The organism is Pantoea sp. M_10, from assembly GCF_008631515.1.
GTDB lineage: Bacteria > Pseudomonadota > Gammaproteobacteria > Enterobacterales > Enterobacteriaceae > Pantoea > Pantoea anthophila.
Genome location: NZ_VWUL01000012.1, coordinates 47,686 through 67,026, shown reverse-complemented (window position 1 = coordinate 67,026; position 19,341 = coordinate 47,686). Strand labels below are relative to the sequence as shown.

The 19,341-nt window shown below is 57.1% G+C and carries 18 protein-coding genes; 11 read left to right on the top strand and 7 right to left on the bottom strand.

The genetic code is table 11. The features are described from left to right. Positions 1-128 precede the first annotated feature (128 nt). From F3I47_RS21700 to F3I47_RS21660, 9 genes are all read left to right on the top strand, one after another. On the top strand, positions 129-1,691 hold the full coding sequence (locus tag F3I47_RS21700) for a methyl-accepting chemotaxis protein (protein WP_150029838.1): 1,563 nt from the start codon (positions 129-131) through the stop codon (positions 1,689-1,691). 104 nt (positions 1,692-1,795) lie between these two features. Further along, the gene (locus F3I47_RS21695; RefSeq protein ID WP_046102009.1) at positions 1,796-3,472 is read left to right on the top strand and encodes a methyl-accepting chemotaxis protein; all 1,677 of its coding nucleotides are present in this window, start codon (positions 1,796-1,798) and stop codon (positions 3,470-3,472) included. 78 nt (positions 3,473-3,550) lie between these two features. After that, positions 3,551-4,423 carry a protein-glutamate O-methyltransferase CheR gene (gene cheR / locus F3I47_RS21690; protein ID WP_009089677.1) on the top strand — a complete coding sequence of 291 codons (873 nt, stop codon included), beginning with the start codon at positions 3,551-3,553 and terminating at the stop codon, positions 4,421-4,423. Then, positions 4,423-5,472: a chemotaxis response regulator protein-glutamate methylesterase gene (locus F3I47_RS21685; RefSeq protein WP_009089678.1), complete on the top strand. Its 1,050-nt coding sequence runs from the start codon at positions 4,423-4,425 to the stop codon at positions 5,470-5,472. The genes cheR and F3I47_RS21685 overlap by 1 nt, the downstream gene beginning before the upstream one ends. A 39-nt stretch (positions 5,473-5,511) precedes the next feature. Further along, positions 5,512-5,901 carry a chemotaxis response regulator CheY gene (cheY, locus tag F3I47_RS21680; protein ID WP_003849158.1) on the top strand — a complete coding sequence of 130 codons (390 nt, stop codon included), beginning with the start codon at positions 5,512-5,514 and terminating at the stop codon, positions 5,899-5,901. Between the two features lie 9 nt (positions 5,902-5,910). Next, on the top strand, positions 5,911-6,552 hold the full coding sequence (gene cheZ / locus F3I47_RS21675; protein ID WP_009089682.1) for a protein phosphatase CheZ: 642 nt from the start codon (positions 5,911-5,913) through the stop codon (positions 6,550-6,552). A 191-nt stretch (positions 6,553-6,743) separates the two neighbouring features. Then, entirely contained in the window at positions 6,744-7,895 is a 1,152-nt protein-coding gene (gene flhB, locus F3I47_RS21670; RefSeq protein ID WP_046102008.1) for a flagellar biosynthesis protein FlhB, read from the top strand. Continuing rightward, the gene (flhA, locus tag F3I47_RS21665) at positions 7,888-9,987 is read left to right on the top strand and encodes a flagellar biosynthesis protein FlhA (RefSeq protein WP_046102007.1); all 2,100 of its coding nucleotides are present in this window, start codon (positions 7,888-7,890) and stop codon (positions 9,985-9,987) included. Before flhB ends, flhA begins: the two co-directional genes overlap by 8 nt. Then, positions 9,987-10,379 carry a flagellar protein FlhE gene (locus tag F3I47_RS21660; RefSeq protein WP_009089686.1) on the top strand — a complete coding sequence of 131 codons (393 nt, stop codon included), beginning with the start codon at positions 9,987-9,989 and terminating at the stop codon, positions 10,377-10,379. The genes flhA and F3I47_RS21660 overlap by 1 nt, the downstream gene beginning before the upstream one ends. Before the next feature lie 130 nt (positions 10,380-10,509). On the opposite strand, the gene F3I47_RS21655 is transcribed toward F3I47_RS21660, so the two are convergent. The 6 genes from F3I47_RS21655 to F3I47_RS22640 form a co-directional block, all read right to left on the bottom strand. Then, on the bottom strand, positions 10,510-10,842 hold the full coding sequence (locus tag F3I47_RS21655) for a HigA family addiction module antitoxin (protein ID WP_046102057.1): 333 nt from the start codon (positions 10,840-10,842) through the stop codon (positions 10,510-10,512). Between the two features lie 84 nt (positions 10,843-10,926). Next, the gene (locus tag F3I47_RS21650) at positions 10,927-11,262 is read right to left on the bottom strand and encodes a type II toxin-antitoxin system RelE/ParE family toxin (RefSeq protein WP_150029839.1); all 336 of its coding nucleotides are present in this window, start codon (positions 11,260-11,262) and stop codon (positions 10,927-10,929) included. A gap of 51 nt (positions 11,263-11,313) precedes the next feature. Continuing rightward, complete coding sequence (locus F3I47_RS21645) at positions 11,314-12,312, bottom strand: aldo/keto reductase (protein ID WP_150029840.1); 999 nt, start codon at positions 12,310-12,312, stop codon at positions 11,314-11,316. A 232-nt stretch (positions 12,313-12,544) separates the two neighbouring features. After that, on the bottom strand, positions 12,545-13,462 hold the full coding sequence (locus tag F3I47_RS21640; protein ID WP_150029841.1) for a LysR substrate-binding domain-containing protein: 918 nt from the start codon (positions 13,460-13,462) through the stop codon (positions 12,545-12,547). 83 nt (positions 13,463-13,545) lie between these two features. After that, on the bottom strand, positions 13,546-15,276 hold the full coding sequence (gene argS, locus F3I47_RS21635; RefSeq protein WP_150029842.1) for an arginine--tRNA ligase: 1,731 nt from the start codon (positions 15,274-15,276) through the stop codon (positions 13,546-13,548). A 211-nt stretch (positions 15,277-15,487) separates the two neighbouring features. Beyond that, complete coding sequence (locus F3I47_RS22640) at positions 15,488-15,610, bottom strand: hypothetical protein (protein WP_009089698.1); 123 nt, start codon at positions 15,608-15,610, stop codon at positions 15,488-15,490. A gap of 313 nt (positions 15,611-15,923) precedes the next feature. Here F3I47_RS22640 and F3I47_RS21630 point away from each other — a divergent pair, with 313 nt between their 5' ends. After that, positions 15,924-16,484 (top strand): VOC family protein, encoded by a 561-nt coding sequence (locus F3I47_RS21630; RefSeq protein ID WP_150029843.1) that lies wholly within the window; start codon positions 15,924-15,926, stop codon positions 16,482-16,484. Here F3I47_RS21630 and F3I47_RS21625 read toward each other — a convergent pair. Continuing rightward, complete coding sequence (locus tag F3I47_RS21625; protein ID WP_150029844.1) at positions 16,481-17,626, bottom strand: MalY/PatB family protein; 1,146 nt, start codon at positions 17,624-17,626, stop codon at positions 16,481-16,483. The two genes, F3I47_RS21630 and F3I47_RS21625, sit on opposite strands and share 4 nt — an antisense overlap. A gap of 85 nt (positions 17,627-17,711) precedes the next feature. Between F3I47_RS21625 and cutC the strand changes: the two genes are divergently transcribed. Continuing rightward, a complete protein-coding gene (gene cutC / locus F3I47_RS21620) occupies positions 17,712-18,464 on the top strand; it encodes a copper homeostasis protein CutC (protein ID WP_009089703.1) in 753 nt (250 codons plus the stop codon). Positions 18,465-19,341: the final 877 nt, after the last annotated feature.

The following is a 19,341-nucleotide window of genomic DNA, read 5'->3' as shown; positions in this document are numbered from 1 at the left end:
GATAGCCCCGCACTGATAAAAATAATTACAAAAGCCATTTTCGGTCTTCAGGTGCCGAAAAGCGTTAATTAATCCCGTAATCACGCCGATATAGCCGCTGCACCTTAATCAACCTGCAGGGGAACGAGATGTTAAAAAAAATAAAAGTGGTGACCAGTTTAATCGCCGTACTGGTTATCTTTGGCGCGCTCCAGTTAATGTCTGGCAGCCTTTTCTGGTCCGCTCTGAATAATGACAAAGCGGCTTTTGCACTGTCGCAGGTCTCTAACCGCAACGTCACCTCGATGACGGATGCCTATATCTCTCTGAACAACAGCCGCACCACACTGAACCGCGCCATGCTGCGGTTGCAGACCAGCATGGCGGCGCAGATGAACGGCGGTCAGCTGGATGATCTGATGAACCGCGCTAACAGTCAGTTAGCGGAAGCCGATCGTCACTTCAAAGTCTACTACGATCTGCCTGCCACGCCGGGCCTGGAAGTGGCGCTGCGTGACAGACTCGAAGCGGATTATGCGCAATATGAAAAAGGGCTGAAAGGGATGGTGGCGAGCCTGCAGGCCCGCGATCTGGAAGGGATGTTCAAACAGAACATCGAGCAGAAGCAGGTTGCCATGCAGGAGAGTTACAGCGCATGGCGTGAACGTCAGACTGAGCTTTCCGATCAGGGCATGGCGCAGAACCAGCGTGCCTTTACCCAGATGATGTGGCTGCTGGGCGCGATTGGCGTTACGGTCATTGCCGTAATCGTCGCCTGCTGGTTTGGCCTGCGTCAGGTGCTGATTCAGCCGCTGCACCAGCTGCTGACCCAGATTCGCGCTATCGCGTCTGGCGATCTGACACAGCCGATTGTGGTTGAAGGCCGCAACGAGATGAGCCAGCTGGCCGCAGGCATCCATGAGATGCAGCAGTCACTGGTGATGACGGTCGGCAATGTGCGCGACGGCTCTGATGCCATCTTTACCGGCGCCAGCGAAATCGCGGCCGGTAACAACGATCTGTCGGCCCGCACCGAGGAGCAGGCCGCCTCGCTGGAGCAGACCGCAGCCAGCATGGAACAGCTGACCGCCACCGTGAAGCAGAATGCGGACAACGCCCGCCAGGCCTCTCAGCTGGCGCTGACCGCCTCGGAAACCGCGCAGCAGGGCGGAAAAGTGGTCGATGGTGTCGTCAGCACCATGAAAGAGATCGCGGGCAGCTCGAAGAAAATTGCTGACATTATCAGCGTGATCGATGGCATCGCCTTCCAGACGAACATCCTGGCGCTGAACGCCGCCGTGGAAGCGGCGCGAGCCGGTGAACAGGGTCGCGGTTTTGCGGTCGTGGCCGGTGAAGTCCGCAGCCTGGCGCAGCGCAGCGCGCAGGCCGCCAAAGAGATTAAAGGCCTGATCGAAGATTCCGTGTCGCGCGTCAACAGTGGTTCACTGCAGGTGGAAAGCGCCGGCAGTACCATGAGCGAGATCGTCGGGGCGGTCACCCGCGTCACCGACATCATGGGCGAAATCGCCTCGGCATCGGATGAGCAGAGCCGCGGTATTGAGCAGGTCGGACAGGCGGTGACCGAGATGGATCGCGTCACGCAGCAGAACGCCTCCCTGGTTGAGGAGTCGGCCGCCGCGGCCGCCGCACTGGAGCAGCAGGCCAGCGTACTGATGCAGGCGGTCTCCGTTTTCAAAATCTCCCGCGCCTGATTTTCCTTCCTTTGACTCTGGTGACGGCGTAAAGCCGTCGCCATCCATAAAGTTCCCTCACGTTGCGCCGATAAACAAAACGAATCGCAACCAATGAGGTGTTTATGTTTAGTCGAGTACGCGTTGTTTCCGGCCTGCTGTGTGTGCTGGCGCTGTTTGCGCTGCTGCAGCTGTTTTCCGGCGGAATGTTCTTCAAAACTGTCAGTTCAGATAAAGATAACTTTGCCTACAACCAGCGTCTGAATACGCTGCAGCAGGCTATGGGCACCTCATGGGTTTCGCTTGTTCAGGCGCGCAACACCCTCAACCGCGCCGGTATTCGTTTTCTGCAGGATGCGCAGATGGCGGGATCGGGTGCCAGCGTGAAAGAGCTGGTGGCACTGGCGGGTGAAGAGCTGAAACAGGCGGAAATCAACTATCAGATCTTCAACGATAACCTGTCGGAGAAGGGCAAAACGGCCGAAAACGTCCTGGCACTGCAGGCGAACTACAAGGCCTATCACGATGCGCTGGCGGAGCTGATGGTCTTCTTCACCACCGGCAACTTCAAAGGCTTTGTCGATCAGCCAACCCAGAGCTATCAGGACAAGTTCCAGAAAGATTACACCGCCTGGCTTGAGTACAACCAGGTCCTGGCGAAGCAGGGGGTCGAAGCTAACCAGCAGGCCTATACCCGTTCTATCACCATCGTGGTGGCTACGCTGGCGGTCACGCTGCTGATGATTATCCTGGTGTGGAACGTGATGCGCTCGGTGCTGATCCGTCCGCTGCGTCAGAGCATGGAACATATCCAGCACATTGCGCGTGGCGATCTGACTCAGCCGATCGAGATTAGCGTGCGAAACGAAATCGGTGAGTTGCTGACCTCTCTGCAGCACATGCAGCAGGAGCTGGTGCGTACCGTACGTACCGTGCGTGATGGCTCTGACGCCATCTACACCGGTGCCAGCGAAATCGCTATCGGCAACAACGATCTCTCTTCGCGTACGGAAGAGCAGGCGGCCTCTCTGGAGCAGACTGCGGCCAGTATGGAGCAGCTGACGGCCACCGTGAAGCAGAACGCCGAAAACGCCCGTCAGGCGTCCAAGCTGGCGCTGACCGCCTCTGAAACCGCGCAGCAGGGCGGCAAAGTGGTGGATGGCGTGGTCACCACCATGAAAGAGATTGCGGGCAGCTCGAAGAAAATTGCCGATATCACCAGCGTCATCGACGGTATCGCCTTCCAGACCAACATTCTGGCGCTGAACGCGGCGGTTGAGGCCGCCCGTGCGGGTGAACAGGGGCGCGGTTTTGCCGTGGTGGCCGGTGAAGTGCGCAGCCTGGCGCAGCGCAGCGCCCAGGCCGCAAGAGAGATCAAAGGCCTGATTGAAGATTCCGTGAGTCGCGTGAACACCGGCTCGGTGCTGGTAGAAAGCGCCGGTGACACCATGAGCAACATCGTCAGCGCGGTGACCCGCGTGACCGACATCATGGGTGAAATCGCCTCTGCGTCAGACGAGCAGAGCCGCGGTATCGACCAGGTTGGCCTGGCGGTTACCGAGATGGATCGCGTGACCCAGCAGAACGCCTCACTGGTCGAAGAGTCAGCGGCAGCCGCTGCGGCGCTCGAAGATCAGGCAAGTCACTTAAAACAGGCGGTTTCAGTGTTCAATATTGGTAAAGAATTTGTCGCTCAGGCCGTTAACAAGACAACGGCGACAAAAACCCTACAGCTTGATGCGCCGTTAGCCGTTGGCCGTCAGTCTGCTGCGCGCAGTGACGACAACTGGGAAACCTTTTAATCGCCCGTCGTCCGGCCGCCGTTTCGCGGCCGGACATCGCAGCAGAGTTAATGTATTCAGTTCGGGCCAGGTGCAGAGATGAAAAAATCGACGATATTAGATCAAAATGAGACGACAACGCTGCTGTCACAGATGGTGCAGCGCCTGCCGCTCTCCGATGCGCATTTTCGCCGTATCAGCCAGCTGATCTATCAGCGTGCCGGTATCGTACTGGCCGATCACAAGCGTGAGATGGTTTACAACCGTCTGGTTCGTCGTCTGCGCACGCTGAACATCGACGATTTTGGTCGCTACCTGGCGCTGCTGGAGTCCGACCCGAACAGTGCCGAGTGGCAGGCGTTTATTAACGCCCTGACGACTAACCTGACCGCGTTCTTCCGTGAAGCGCATCACTTCCCGATTCTGGCGGAGCATGCACGTAAGCGTCAGGGCAACTTCAGCGTCTGGAGCACCGCGGCGTCAACCGGCGAAGAACCCTATTCGATCGCCATGACGCTGGCCGAAACGCTGGGGACCGGACCCGGCAAATTTCAGGTTCACGCCAGCGATATCGACACCCAGGTACTGGAAAAAGCGGTCTCCGGCGTCTATCGCCAGGAGGAGCTGCGCACGCTGTCACCGGCGCAGATGCAGCGCTTCTTCCTGCGCGGAACCGGGCCGCATGCAGGCATGGTGCGGGCGCGCCCTGAGCTCAGTGGCCTGGTCACGTTCGCCCAGCTTAACCTGCTGGCTAACGAGTGGGCGCTGCCGGGGCCGTTTGACGCCATATTCTGTCGCAATGTGATGATCTATTTCGATAAAGAGACGCAGGAGAAGATTCTGCGTCGGTTTGTCCCGCTGCTGAAGCCGGGCGGCATTCTGTTCGCCGGTCACTCAGAGAACTTCAGTCAGATCAGTAAAGAGTTCTGGCTGCGCGGACAAACCGTCTATGGACTGACGAAGGAAAGATGATGAGCAAAATCACCGTGATGTGCGTAGATGACTCTGCGCTGATGCGGCAACTGATGACGGAAATCATCAACAGTCATCCGGATATGGAGATGGTCGCTACGGCGCCGGATCCGCTGGTCGCCCGCGATTTGATTAAGCAGTTCAATCCGCAGGTGCTGACGCTGGATGTGGAAATGCCGCGCATGGATGGTCTCGATTTCCTGGAAAAACTGATGCGGTTACGCCCGATGCCGGTCGTGATGGTCTCCTCGCTGACCGGAAAAGGCTCCGAGATTACGCTGCGGGCGCTGGAACTGGGGGCGGTCGATTTCGTCACCAAGCCCCAGCTCGGCATCCGCGAAGGGATGCTGGCTTACAGCCAGATGATTGGCGACAAGATCCGCGCCGCGGCCCGTGCCCGTCTGCATAACCGCGCCGCGATGCCGGCCCCGGTGACGCTGAAAGCAGGGCCGCTGCTGAGTAGTGAGAAACTGATTGCGATTGGCTCCTCTACCGGCGGCACCGAGGCGATCCGTCATGTGCTGCAGCCGTTACCGGCGACCAGCCCGGCGCTGCTGATTACCCAGCACATGCCACCAGGCTTTACCCGCTCCTTTGCCGAGCGTCTGAACAAGCTGTGTCAGATCACGGTGAAAGAGGCGGAAGATGGCGAGCGTATTCTGCCGGGTCACGCCTATATCGCGCCAGGCGCGATGCATATGGAGCTGGCCCGAAGCGGTGCCAACTATGTCGTGAAACTTAATGACGGCCCGCCGGTTAACCGGCACAAACCGTCGGTGGATGTGCTGTTCAAATCGGTGGCGATCAACGCCGGACGAAATGCGGTGGGGGTGATCCTCACCGGTATGGGCAACGACGGCGCCGCCGGGATGCTGGAGATGAACCGGGCGGGAGCCTGGACCATCGCGCAGAGCGAGGCCAGCTGTGTGGTATTTGGCATGCCGCGTGAGGCAATTGCCACAGGCGGTGTGAATGAAGTCGTGGATTTAAGCAACATCAGCCAGCACATGCTGGCGAAAATTAGCGCCGGACAGGCATTGCGTATTTAACAGGCCCGTCCTGCCGGGCGAGACAACTCAGGAGTAGATATGGCTGATAAAAACATGCGCTTTTTGGTAGTAGACGACTTCAATACGATGCGTCGTATTGTCCGTAACCTGCTGAAAGAGCTGGGCTTCAATAACGTAGAAGAAGCAGAAGATGGTGTGGATGCCCTTGGCAAACTGAAAGCAGGCGGTTTCGACTTCGTCATTTCTGACTGGAACATGCCAAACATGGATGGCCTGCAGCTGCTGCAGACCATTCGTGCCGACGCGGCGATGAGCACGCTGCCGGTGTTGATGGTGACCGCAGAAGCGAAGAAAGAGAACATTATCGCTGCTGCTCAGGCAGGCGCCAGCGGATATGTGGTGAAGCCTTTCACCGCCGCTACCCTGGAAGAGAAGCTGGGTAAAATTTTTGAAAAACTGGGCATGTAAGGAGATGTGATGAGCGACCTTCCGAAACCAACTATGGATGCCTCGGCACACGACATCATCAGTCGCATCGGGTCTCTGACCCGCATGCTGCGCGACAGCCTGCGCGAGCTGGGGCTGGATAAAGCCATCGCCGATGCCGCTGAAGCCATTCCTGATGCCCGCGACCGTCTGGATTACGTGGTGCAGATGACGGCGCAGGCCGCCGACCGTGCGCTGAACTGTGTTGAAGCAGCTCAGCCACATCAGGATAAAATGGAAGCCGGGGCAACTCAGCTGAAAGGGCGTTGGGATGAGTGGTTTGAGAACCCGATTGAACTGGGTGATGCGCGGGAGTTGGTGACGGATACGCGCGCATTCCTCGACGCTGTGCCAGAGCATACCTCCTTCACCAACAAACAGCTGCTGGCCATCATGATGGCGCAGGATTTCCAGGATCTGACCGGTCAGGTGATCAAGCGCATGATGGATGTGATCCAGGAGATTGAGCGCCAGCTGTTGATGGTGCTGCTGGAGAACATGCCGGAAGTCAGCGCAGAGAAGCGCCAGGAAGGCACCAGCCTGCTGAACGGGCCGCAGATCCACGCCGATGCTCCGGGCGTGGTGGCGAACCAGGATCAGGTTGATGACCTGCTGGACAGCTTAGGGTTCTGACCCGATGTTGTCCGCCTGCGGGCGGGCAACAGCGCTGTACTGCCGCAAAACAGGGTCACCCTCCGGTGGCCCCGTTCCCCATTGCCAGATTCATCCCCGAAAGAACGCCCTTTTTCCCCATCTTATCTCCGCTTTGACTTAAGCCAGATTTGGCATCCTATGCTCAGAATTCCTGCCAGCTGAGGTTTGTCGTGGCTGAAGAAAGCGACGAAGACAAAACAGAATCGCCCACGGCCCACCGACTTGAGAAAGCGCGTGAAGAGGGCCAGATTCCGCGTTCGCGCGAACTGACGTCATTACTGATGCTGCTGGCCGGCATCATGATCCTGTGGGTAGGCGGCAACATGATGGCGCACCGGCTGGCCGCGATGGTGGCCACCGGCCTCCGCTTTGATCATGGCATGGTCAGAGATGACAAAATCATTGTCAGCCACATCGGCGGACTGATCACGCAGGCGCTGATGGCGCTGCTGCCCCTGATGGGCGGGCTGGTGCTGGTGGCGATTGCCGCCCCCATGCTGCTGGGCGGTATCGTGTTCAGCGGCAAATCGATCAAGTTCGACCTGAAAAAACTGAGTCCGATGGCCGGTTTCAAGCGGATGTTTGCCGCTCAGGCCTGGACCGAACTGTTTAAAGGCGTGCTCAAAACCATTCTCGTCGGTGCCGTGGGCTGGTGGTACATCTGGAGCCACTGGCCGGAAATGCTGCGGCTGATCAGCGAAGCCCCGATTAACGCGCTAATCCACGGCATGGAGATGATCGCCGTCTGCTGTTCGCTGGTGATGCTGGGGCTGGTGCCGATGGTGGGGTATGACGTCTTCTGGCAGCTCTACAGCCACTTCAAAAAGCTGAAGATGTCGATGCAGGAGATCCGCGACGAGCATAAGCAGCAGGAGGGTGACCCGCACGTTAAGGGGCGTATCCGCCAGCAGATGCGTGCCGCCGCGCGCCGCCGCATGATGGCGGATGTGCCGAAAGCTGACGTTATCGTCACCAACCCGACGCACTACTCGGTGGCGCTGCAGTACAACGAGAAGAAGATGAGTGCGCCAAAAGTCGTCGCCAAAGGCGCAGGCGAGATAGCCCTGAGAATTCGTGAACTGGGCGCAGAGCACCGCATCCCGGTTCTGGAAGCACCGCCGCTGGCGCGTGCCTTGTATCGACACACTGAGATTGGTCAGCACATCCCCGGCGCGCTTTATGCTGCCGTGGCAGAGGTACTGGCATGGGTCTGGCAGTCACGCCGCTGGAAGCGTGAAGGCGGCCTGATCCCAGCCAAACCAAAAAACCTGCCGGTTCCGGCAGAGATGGACTTTGCAGGAGAGAGCAAAAACGATGGCTAACAACCTGGCCGCAAAACTACGTTTACCGGGCAACTTTAAAGAGATGCAGTGGCAGGTGCTGGCAGGTCCGGTGCTGATCCTGATGATCCTGTCGATGATGGTGCTGCCTTTACCGCCATTCATCCTCGATCTGCTGTTTACCTTTAACATTGCGCTGTCAATCATGATCCTGCTGGTGTCGATGTTCACCCAGCGGACCCTGGAGTTTGCGGCATTCCCGACCATCCTGCTCTTCTCTACGCTGCTGCGCCTGGCGCTCAACGTCGCATCGACCCGTATCATCCTGATGGAAGGACACACGGGGGCCGCGGCGGCGGGGCAGGTGGTGGAAGCGTTCGGCCACTTCCTGGTGGGCGGAAACTTCGCCATCGGTATTGTGGTGTTTATCATCCTCGTCATCATCAACTTCATGGTTATTACCAAGGGTGCCGGGCGTATCGCGGAAGTTGGCGCGCGCTTTGTGCTGGACGGGATGCCCGGTAAGCAGATGGCAATCGATGCCGACCTCAACGCCGGTCTGATCGGCGAAGATGAGGCCAAGCGTCGCCGTGCGGAAGTGACCCAGGAAGCGGACTTTTATGGCTCGATGGACGGTGCCAGTAAGTTCGTTCGCGGGGATGCCATCGCAGGCATCATGATCATGGTGATTAACGTCATCGGCGGCCTGCTGGTCGGCGTGGTGCAGCACGGTATGGATGTGGGTCATGCCGCAGAAACCTATACCCTGCTGACCATCGGTGATGGTCTGGTCGCTCAGATCCCGGCGCTGGTTATCTCCACCGCGGCCGGTGTTATCGTTACGCGCGTCGCCACCGATCAGGATGTGGGCGAGCAGATGGTCACCCAGCTGTTCAAAGATCCGCGCGTGCTGATGCTCAGCGCCGGGGTAATCGGTCTGCTGGGCCTGGTGCCGGGCATGCCTAACTTTGTCTTCCTGCTGTTTACCGCGGCCTTACTGGGTCTGGCCTGGTGGCTGCGCGGCCGCGAAATGCAGCCGAAGAAGAAAGTGGACAGTGCAGGCAGCATCAGTAACAAAGCGGCGGCGGACACGCCTGCTACCACGGAAGCCTCCTGGACCGATGTGCAGCTGGAAGACACGCTGGGCATGGAAGTGGGCTACCGCCTGATTCCGATGGTCGATCATCAGCAAAATGGCGAGCTGCTGGGGCGTATCCGCAGTATCCGTAAGAAGGTCGCTCAGGATGTCGGTTTCCTGCCGCCGGTCGTGCACATTCGCGACAATATGGAGCTGCCGCCTGCACGCTACCGCATTCTGATGAAAGGGGTGGAGATTGGCAGCGGGGATGCGTACCCTGGCCGCTGGATGGCGATCAACCCAGGCACGGCGGCTGGCTCGCTGCCGGGTGAAGCCACGGTCGATCCCGCCTTTGGCCTGGCGGCGGTCTGGATTGACAGCGCGCTGAAAGAGCAGGCGCAGATTCAGGGCTTTACCGTAGTGGAAGCCAGTACCGTCGTCGCGACCCACCTGAATCACCTGATTGGTCAGTACGCCAGCGAGCTGTTTGGTCGTCAGGAAGCGCAGCAGTTGCTGGATCGGGTGACGCAGGAGATGCCGAAGCTGACCGAAGATCTGGTGCCGGGTGTGATCACGCTGACGACGCTGCATAAAGTGTTGCAGAACCTGCTGGTTGAGCGGGTGTCGATTCGCGATATGCGAACCATCATTGAAACGCTGGCGGAGCATGCGCCGGTGCAGAGCGATCCGCAGGAGCTGACCAGCGTCGTTCGTGTAGCGCTGGGCCGTGCGATTACCCAGCAGTGGTTCCCGGGTAATGATGAGGTGCAGGTGATCGGGCTGGACTCGACGCTGGAGCGGCTGTTGCTGCAGGCCCTGCAGGGCGGCGGCGGGCTGGAGCCGGGGCTGGCCGATCGGCTGTTAAGCCAGGCACAGGCGGCGTTGCAGCGTCAGGAGATGCTGGGCGCGCCACCGGTGCTGCTGGTCAATCATCCGCTGCGTGCGCTGCTGGCGCGTTTCCTGCGCCGCAACCTGCCACAGCTGGTGGTAATTTCAAATCTGGAGCTGAGCGACAACCGCCAGATCCGCATGACCGCCACTATCGGAGGCAAATAATGCGCTGGCCAATTGCTCTGTTGTTGCTGCTGCCGCTGATGGCACAGGCGGCCGGCGGGGCCTGGAGTGGCAGTGCCAGCGGGCCACCGCTGGCAAACCGGGGCAGCTGGATGCGGTCGCAGCCGCTGACGCCCCCCACCGGTGTCGGCGGTGAGGTCAGCGTAATCAGCTGGCGTTATGAGCTGAGCCGGCCGGCGCCTTCCGGTCTGGAGGTGCGGCTCTGCGGCGTGCAGCGCTGCGCAACGCTGGAGGGGGCCAGCGGTGTGACGCGCGGGCTGGCCCATCTGAGTGCCGATGAACCGCTGCATATGGTGTTTGGTTTTGCCGGAAGCGGGGCGCTGCCGCCAGGTTTGCGGGTGGTCAGCAGCGAAGTGATGGTCAACTACGAGTAGGGCGGTCACCGGAGAGCCTGAAAGAGGCCTGAGATCCGCGTGATGTGATATCAGGGCGCGCTCAGCGCGGCCCTGGTGTCCGTTGAAAGATTTGCCTGTAAACGCGCCGTCAGGGCGACGTTCTTCACTTTCACGCCACCTGATTCTCTTTCTGCGCCAGAAACGTCTTCAGCGGGGTTACGCGACTGATCTCCTCCTGAGCGCGTGCATCGTGCATCACTTCCCAGACATCAACACTGTTCTGCAGGTTAAGCCAGAACTCCACACTGGTCTCAAAGGCCGCAGCCAGTCTGAAAGCCATATCCGGTGTCAGCTTCCTGTTATTGTTCACCAGAGCGCTGACGGTGTTACGGTGTACCTTCAGCATCTCTGCTAAATCAAGGATTTTCAGGCCAGCTGGCTCCAGGTATTCGTAAAGTAATACGTCGCCAACAGTAGTCGGTTTTCGGGTCGCCTGATTCATATCGTTGCTCTCTTCCTCTCTTTCAGCGTCTGATGATGCTGCCGGCAGGGTGGCAGCGTCCGACATCAGGATGTCTGGTGATCATCATTTGTGTTTTTTGTAGCTATGCGGGTCCAGATAAAGATCAACAGCCTTACCGTCGATCCATTTGAAAATCAGCCGGTATTGCTCATTGACTCTGATTGCCGCATATCCTTTCAGAGGTGGGTTCAGCTCCTCATAACGATTGCCTGGTGGTGATCTCAGATCCTGATAGTTTACCGCGGCATTAATAATATCGAGCTTTCTGGCCAGGGCTGATGAGAGTGTCATCGGGATTTTTCCGGAATGTTTCCCATATAAAAAAAAGTCTCTGAGCCATTCATCCCTGAAACTGTCGATGTTCCTTAACGTTGCCACATCATGACCTCCCTGTATCATGTTGAAATTAGCTTAGCGCACCGTTGCACAGTGCGCAAGTGCTAATCAGGGTCAGCCATTTACCCCCTTCATTCCCTCCTCAGAGTAGCGGCCACCTTTGACCTCAATCTGCTGATGCAGGCCATTCAGCAGCCGGACATCGGCCTCTTCCAGTTCAATCTCTGCGGCTCCGGCATTTTCATGGAGCCAGACGAGCTGCTTCGTGCCCGGAATCGGCACCACTTTTTCATACTGAGCCAGTAACCACGCCAGCGCAATCTGCCCGCTGGTGGCGTGATATTTCTCAGCCAGCGGCGCGATCGCGTGAAGAAGGCTGAGATTGTGGTCGAGATTTTGTTGCTGGAAGCGGTCATTATTTTTGCGGAAGTCGCCTTCAGTAAAATCGCTGTTGTTACGGTATTTACCGGTAAGAAAACCTCTGCCCAGCGGCGAGTAGGGCACCAGTCCGATGCCGAGCTGTTTCACCATTGGCAGGATCGCCGCCTCAATGTCCCGCGTCCAGAGTGAATACTCCGTCTGTAATGCCGCCAGAGGGTGCACGGCATGCGCCCGCTTCAGCGTGGCGGCGGAGGCTTCGCACAATCCAATCTGTGCAATCTTGCCCTGCTGCACCAGACTGCTGAGGCACGCCATGCTCTCCTCAATCGGTGTCGCCGGACTGATACGATGCAGATAGAACAGGTCGATGCGCTCAACGCCCAGCCGTTTCAGCGACGCGTGGCAGCTGCGGATAATGTAGTCCGGCTCATTATTGATGGTGCGGGCATAGGCCTCATCCGCTGGCCGGGCGATGCCACATTTGGTGGCGACGGTAAATGTCTGCCGGTCAGCCTGGCTCAGCCCGGCGAGAAACTGTCCGATCAATTGCTCGTTGTGGCCACGGCCATAAAGATCGGCGGTGTCGATAAAGGTGATGCCGGTTTCGCGTAGCTGGTTAAGCAGCTGCAGGGCGTGGCGGTCGTCGGTATGACCATAAAATTCGCTCAGCCCCATTGCGCCATAACCGATCGCGCTGACCTCCAGCCCCTGAGATAACGTGCGTGTTTTCATTGTCTCTCCTCGTGAGTGAGCCGCCATTGTTTCACTCATGCCGACAGCCATGAATTGCTGTTCTGGCAATACCAGAAAGGTATCAGGCAGGTGAATAAATAAGCGGATAAGCGACGGAGGAGGTTATTAATTGCACAACTGAAAACGGCGGGAATGGGTAATTAACGCTTCTTTTTGAGAGCAGCGTAAATATATTTTCGCCGATGAAGTGCGGCTGTTTTTAAGGGATGGCTTACTTTTGAGTGGATAATTTTTCCAGCGCTGTGAGAACCGCCTCGTTTTTTTCATCGGCACGGATAGCAGCATAAACATCAATTGCCAGGTGCCGGGCCGCGCGTTCGCTCAGCGGCCGGTAGCAGAGTCCGGTCTGATTGAAGGTACATTTTGAGCGGGGCATCAGGGCGAAACCCTTGCCTCTGGCGATATGCGACAGCATCAGCAGTGAATCTTCCGGCTCCCGCTGCCGTTTCAGCGCTACGCGAAGCGTGGCGAAGTAGCGCTCACATTTGTCGTAGAACAGCGGATTGGCACTGCGCGCGAACCAGAACAGGGGCAGGTCAGCCACGGCCTCAGGCGAAACCTGTTCCGCCCGTGCGGCAGGATGGGAGGCGGGCAGGACGACCAGCAGCGGCTCGCGGTAAACCCAGGCGTAGTGGACGGCCTCATCAGCCTCCGCGCCTTTTTCTCCGGTGAGGATTAAATCGAGCGTGTTTCGGGCCAGGTTCTGCAGCAGCTGCGCGGAGGTCAGGCTGGGCATCTCCATCTCTTCACTGGCATGAAGTGCCACGAGCTGCTGGTTAAGCGGCGTGATAGCTTCAAAGTTCAGCGTTCGGGTTACGCCGATACGCAGGCGCGAGGCAACAGGGCCCGCATCCTGGGTTAAGGCTTCGAGGGCGATGAGGATCGCTTCCGCTTTAGCAACCAGGGCCTGCCCGGCTTCGGTGAGCGTCACCTCATGGGGCGTCCGGTTGAAGAGGGGCTGCCCCAGCAGATCTTCCAGACTCTGAATCTGGCGGGTCAGGGGAGGCTGCGTCATTCTGAGGCGTTCGGCGGCCCGGCGAAAGTTAAGCTCATGCGCGACCGCCAGAAAGCATTGCAACTGCTTTACCGCAGGAAGGTGACGGCTGATGAGATGCGCTGCTACAGCCATGAGGTCGTTCTGCCACTCAGAGAAGGGGGAATAAGACAGGAGCGGTCAGCGGCGGAGAGGGAAGGCCCTCTCCGCCGCGACGATTACATGCGCTCGACGGTGTCGATGCCCAGCGTATCCAGACCCTGCTTCAGCGTCTTCGCGGTCAGCGCAGCCAGCTGCAGCCGGCTCAGGCGGGTTGACTCTGATTCTGCCGTCAGGATCGGGCAGTGCTCGTAGAAGCCGGAGAAAAGACCGGCCAGATCGTAGAGATAGGCACACATCACATGGGGAGTGCCGTCACGGGCAACCTGAGTGATGATCTCTTCGAACTGCAGCAGGCGGGTCGCCAGCTGGGCTTCGCGCTCTTCGCTGATGACAATCTCTGCATCCAGCGAACCGGCATCAATACCCGCCTTGCGGAACACCGAGAGTACGCGGGTGTAGGCATACTGCATGTAGGGCGCCGTGTTACCTTCGAAGGCCAGCATGTTGTCCCAGTCGAAGATGTAGTCGGTGGTGCGGCTCTTGGAAAGGTCAGCATATTTCACCGCGCTGATCCCGACCACTTCCGCCAGCGTTTTGACTTCCGCTTCGCTCATCTCCGGGTTCTTCTCGCGCACCAGCGTGTAAGCACGCTGATAAGCTTCATCCAGAAGGTCGGAAAGCTTGATGGTGCCACCGCTGCGGGTTTTGAACGGACGGCCATCTTTGCCCAGCATCATGCCAAAGGCATGGTGTTCGAGCGGCACCGACTCCGGAACATAACCGGCTTTACGCACGATAGTCCAGGCCTGCACCAGGTGCTGATGCTGACGGGAGTCAATGTAGTAAAGAACACGGTCAGCTTTCAGGGTCTCATAACGATATTTCGCACAGGCGATATCGGTCGTGGTGTAGAGGTAGCCACCATCCTTCTTCTGGATGATGACGCCCATCGGCTCACCTTCTTTGTTCTGGAACTCATCCAGGAACACCACGGTCGCGCCTTCACTCTCGACGGCTAACCCTTTCTGTTTCAGGTCAGCCACGATGCCACGCAGCATATCGTTGTAAAGACTCTCACCCATCACATCGTCGCGGGTCAGGGTGACGTTCATGCGGTCATAAATCTTCTGGTTCTGACTCATCGTGATGTCGACCAGCTTCTTCCACATCTCACGGCAGTAAGGATCGCCACCCTGTAATTTCACCACGTAGCTGCGTGCACGCTCGGCAAACTCAGGATCTTCGTCATAGGTGCGCTTGGCTTCACGGTAGAAGGCTTCGAGATCGGCCAGCGCCATCTCTGCGTGGTTCTCGTTCTGCTGCTTTTCCAGGAACGCGATCAGCATGCCGAACTGAGTGCCCCAGTCCCCGACGTGGTTCGCACGGATCACCCGATGGCCGAGAAACTCCAGCGTACGAACGGCGGCATCACCAATGATGGTGGAACGGACGTGGCCCACGTGCATCTCTTTGGCGACGTTAGGCGCAGAGTAGTCGACCACGATCGTCTGAGGCTCAGCCAGCTGCACGCCCAGACGCGGCAGACTCAGGGCTTCACGGACATGCTTCGCCAGCCAGGCGTGATCAAGGAAAATATTGATGAAGCCCGGTCCGGCGATTTCGACTTTGCTGGCGATGCCGGTCAGGTCGAGATGCTGGATCACCGCTTCCGCTAATTGTCGCGGAGCCTGTCCCAGCTTTTTCGCCACGGCCATAATACCGTTGGCCTGATAGTCTCCAAACTGGACCCTGGCGGACTGACGAACCTGCGGTTCGCAATCGGCGGGTGCGCCGGCTAAAACCATTGCCTGACTGACTTTTGCGGAAAGAAGTGCCTGAATATTCACCGAGTTACCTTCATAAGCTGAACAACGCCCGAGCCTGCTAAGCCGGACTGTCATCATCTTGCCTGACAGCATCGCGTCACGGACGGGCAGAAACGGATGAGGCAGACAAAACGGAAAAAAATGAGGGGGAAAGTATACGTGAAATGTCAGTGGGCGTCAGTAGCTGGATGAAGCGGGGAAACAGAGCCAGAGAAGATGTTTCCCGGAGGCATTAACGACGTCTCAGATGACGGCGGGGGTTCTTAACGCTTTTATCTTCACGCACCTTCCAGTGGCGGGAAATTGCAAATCCCATCAGTGCGATCAGGACAGCGACAACGATGAGCATAGACATAGAGCCATTCCTTTTGGTTGTGTTAGGTCAAATTTATAGGAAGGCAGGGAGAGCTGCAATTGATTGAGGTTGAAATGAGAGTTATCTTATTGTAATAAAGAAGTCTAATTTAATCATATATTTAATATAAGTTCATCAAGGAACTCATGGTCCTAAACAGGAGATAAATCCGAAATGAAAGATGTTATTATGCGGTTTTGCGTTAAATTTCCGGTCAAATAAGATGAATCTTATCATTTATTACGCTTAACTCCCGGCGCACAATAAAGCAGACTGGTCACAAAAGTTAAATAAAGAGAGAGGAATAAGGGTTGTGAAGCATACTTTTCCGGCAGAATTGGATGATTTAAAGTCAGATTTAGAGCGTTTTGAAGAATCGTTGCAAAACTTTGCGCAGCGCCTGGGTTTGTCTCTTTGCGATCACGAAATCGACCATATTGCGGTGCGCTGTCATCAGGACACCACGGCGGCACGCTGGCAGAAGGGTCTGCAGCAGATGGGCACAGAATTTTCCTCCGCCGTCATCAACGGGCGACCGATTTGTCTGTTTAAGCTCGATCAACCCTTAACCGTGGCAGGGTGTCAGATTGATGTGGTGGAACTGCCGTGGCCGGGTGAAAAGCGCTATCGCCATGAAGGCTGGGAACACGTTGAGGTCGTGTTACGCGGCGATCCGGAGTCGCTGGGCATGCGCGCAATGGCCTTACTCTCTGACGCGGCACTGACGCAGCCGGGCATTTCGTTTAAAACCAGCGCGCCGAAGGGAGAGAATGAGCGTCTGCCCAATCCGACGCTGGCGGTGACGGATGGACAGACGACAATCAAGTTTCATCCGTGGCGACTGGAAGAGATTGTCGCCAGCGAGCAGAACTAAATCCGGGCGGCGACCGCGCGTTTCAGGCGGGCGACCGCCTCGTCAAGCAGCGCGCGCGTGCAGCCGAAATTGAGCCGGACAAACTGGTCATTGCCAAATTCCCGGCCTGCGGTTAAACCCAGACCGTGTTTTTCGAAGTAGAGCGCCGGGCTGGCGACGCCCAGTTCGCTGGCGTCGATCCAGGCCAGGTAGGTGGCTTCCGGCGCGGCGAGTGACAGACCGGTCATTTTATTGACCTGCGACACCAGCCAGTCGCGGTTGCTGCGCAGGTAGAGGTTCTGCGCGTCCAGCCAGGATTCACCCTCGCGCCATGCCGCCGCCGCTGCCGTAATCGCCAGAATATCGACGTCAGGCACAATGCCGCGCCGCAACCGCGTAAAGCGCGCGCGCAGTTCGGGGTTCGGAATAATGGCGATGGATGCGCCAAGCCCGGCAATATTAAAGGTTTTGGACGGCGACATCAGGGTTACGCTGCGCTGCGCGGCATCTTCGCTCAGGCTGGCAAACGGGATGTGCTGAACACCCGGCTCCAGCAGCAGATCGCTGTGGATCTCGTCAGAGCAGACAATCAAATCGTGCTTCTGCGCAAAGGCGAGCTGCGCCAGCAGTTCATCCCGGCGATAGACGGTGCCGCCCGGATTCTGCGGATTGCAGAGCATTAACAGCCGCTCGCTGCCCGTCATCTCACCCTCAGCTGCCGTCAGATCGAGCAGCCAGCGTCCCGCGTTCAGGGTCAGCGGCAGATTCAGCTGAGTGCGCTCCGCCAGCTTTGACGCCCCGCGAAACGGGGGATAAATCGGGGTCGGCGCTATCGTGCGTTCGTCTGAGGCCGTAAAGGCACGGACAGCCAGGTTCAGCCCGCTCACCACGCCGGGCAGTACCACAATCCACTCCGGATTTACGTGCCACTGATAGCGTGAGGCAAGCCAGGCGATCGCGCTGTCGATAAACTCAACGGGCGTGTCGCCGTAACCAAAAATCCCATGTTCGGCACGGGCTTTTATCGCGTTGATGATGCAATCCGGCGATCGGAAATCGGTATCCGCGACCCACAACGGCAGAATGTCCTGGTCCGCATATTTGTTCCATTTGAGACTATCGCTGTGACGGCGGTCTATCCGTTGGTCGAAATTGAATGCCATAGTTAACTTTCCCGGTAAACTCATTCCAGCAGCCAGACTAACTGATGAATCTGCCTTGAACCAGAGTCATGTAAAGGAGAAGAGAATGACCACACTGGAAATTTGCTGCTATGGCGTGGACTGCGCCGTGACCGCACAACAGGCGGGTGCCGATCGGGTTGAACTCTGTGCCGCCCCGCGCGAAGGCGGTCTGACCCCGTCTGCGGGGATGCTGAAGGCGGCCCGTCAGGCGGTTTCGATTCCGGTTCATCCTATTGTCCGGCCACGCGGGGGCGATTTTTGTTACACCGCACGTGAATTTGAAGCGATGAAATCGGACGTGGCGCTGATCCGTGAACTCGGTTTCCCGGGGCTGGTGATTGGTATGCTGGATGAAGATGCCCACATCCATCAGGGGCAGATGCGTCAGATTATGGCGCTGTGTGACGGCCTGAGCGTCACCTTTCATCGGGCCTTCGATCTCTGTCACAGCCCTAAGCGCGCCCTGGAAACATTAACCGATCTGGGGGTGGCACGGATTCTGACCTCCGGGCAGCAGCAGAGCGCCGAAAACGGAATTGCATTACTCCGGGAACTTAATGAGACCAGCACGGGTCCTACTATTATGGCGGGTGCCGGGGTACGTCTCAGCAACCTGCAAAAGTTTCTCGATATGGGCATTCGCGAAGTGCACAGCTCGGCCAGCCGCCTGATGGCCTCGCCGATGCGCTACCGCAAAGCGGGTGTTTCTATGTGTTCAGAAGCCGAAACCGACGAGTTCAGCCGCTACTGCGTCGACGGCGATGTGGTTGAGGCGATGAAAAGCGTGATGCAGATGAGCAGCGTCCGGGTCGCCTGAGCTACAACAGATTTTGCCGCGCAGCACGCCGATCATTGACGTGGTGTTTGCAAGTACCAAACCCCAGTATGCTTGCTGGGGTTCTTTTTGTCTGAAATTAAGGTTTAGGATCAAATCAGCATCGGCTCAGGTTTTGTAAAAGCCTGAGGTTTCTTTAAAACGCACTACCTGTCTCTGGCTGGATAGTCTGTACAAGTAAGGCCAGGACTATGTATTACACGTATGACTTTCTGGCTCTTTTTGCGTCTGATAAAGGCGGGTTTCAGAATTGTGTGATGATAGCTTTCACTAAAGAAATTATTAAAAAAACGGCATACAAAAACAGCGATAAGAGTGAAAGGTAATAGTAATTATCAATCCATCCAGTGAGGTTGTAGTTCATGCCTTTCAGATGCTCGGTAAAAGCAACGTGTTGTCTGGGCTGAAAAATGACCTTTTTTCCTTTTTTGAGTCTTGAGAAGAAATAGGACATGCCAAACGACCCCAAAAAACCCATAGACCCATAAAACCTGTAAAGGGGTGGTAATTCAAACCTGGCAACATGGTAAAAAGATAACAAAGATTCATATTTCTCTTTGTTAATGGAAAAAATCACGAACTGTATAATGGTAATAAATAAAGGCACAAGGGCAGAGCCCATAGCGAGATAAAAAAGCCTATTTTCCATTTTATTTTAACCACATATCCATAAAATAATCGTTTGCTGCACTTGCAGCGGTCCCGCCGACTAGCGAACCCACTGCAGCACAGGCAACGCCCCCGGACCCAGAAGTATTCACAACACAATATCCGGGGGCAATATTACGCGCCATGATTCCTTTCTCCGTGCGTTATAAACCCGACATGATGAGTAATACAGACAGACGGCAGTATCGGT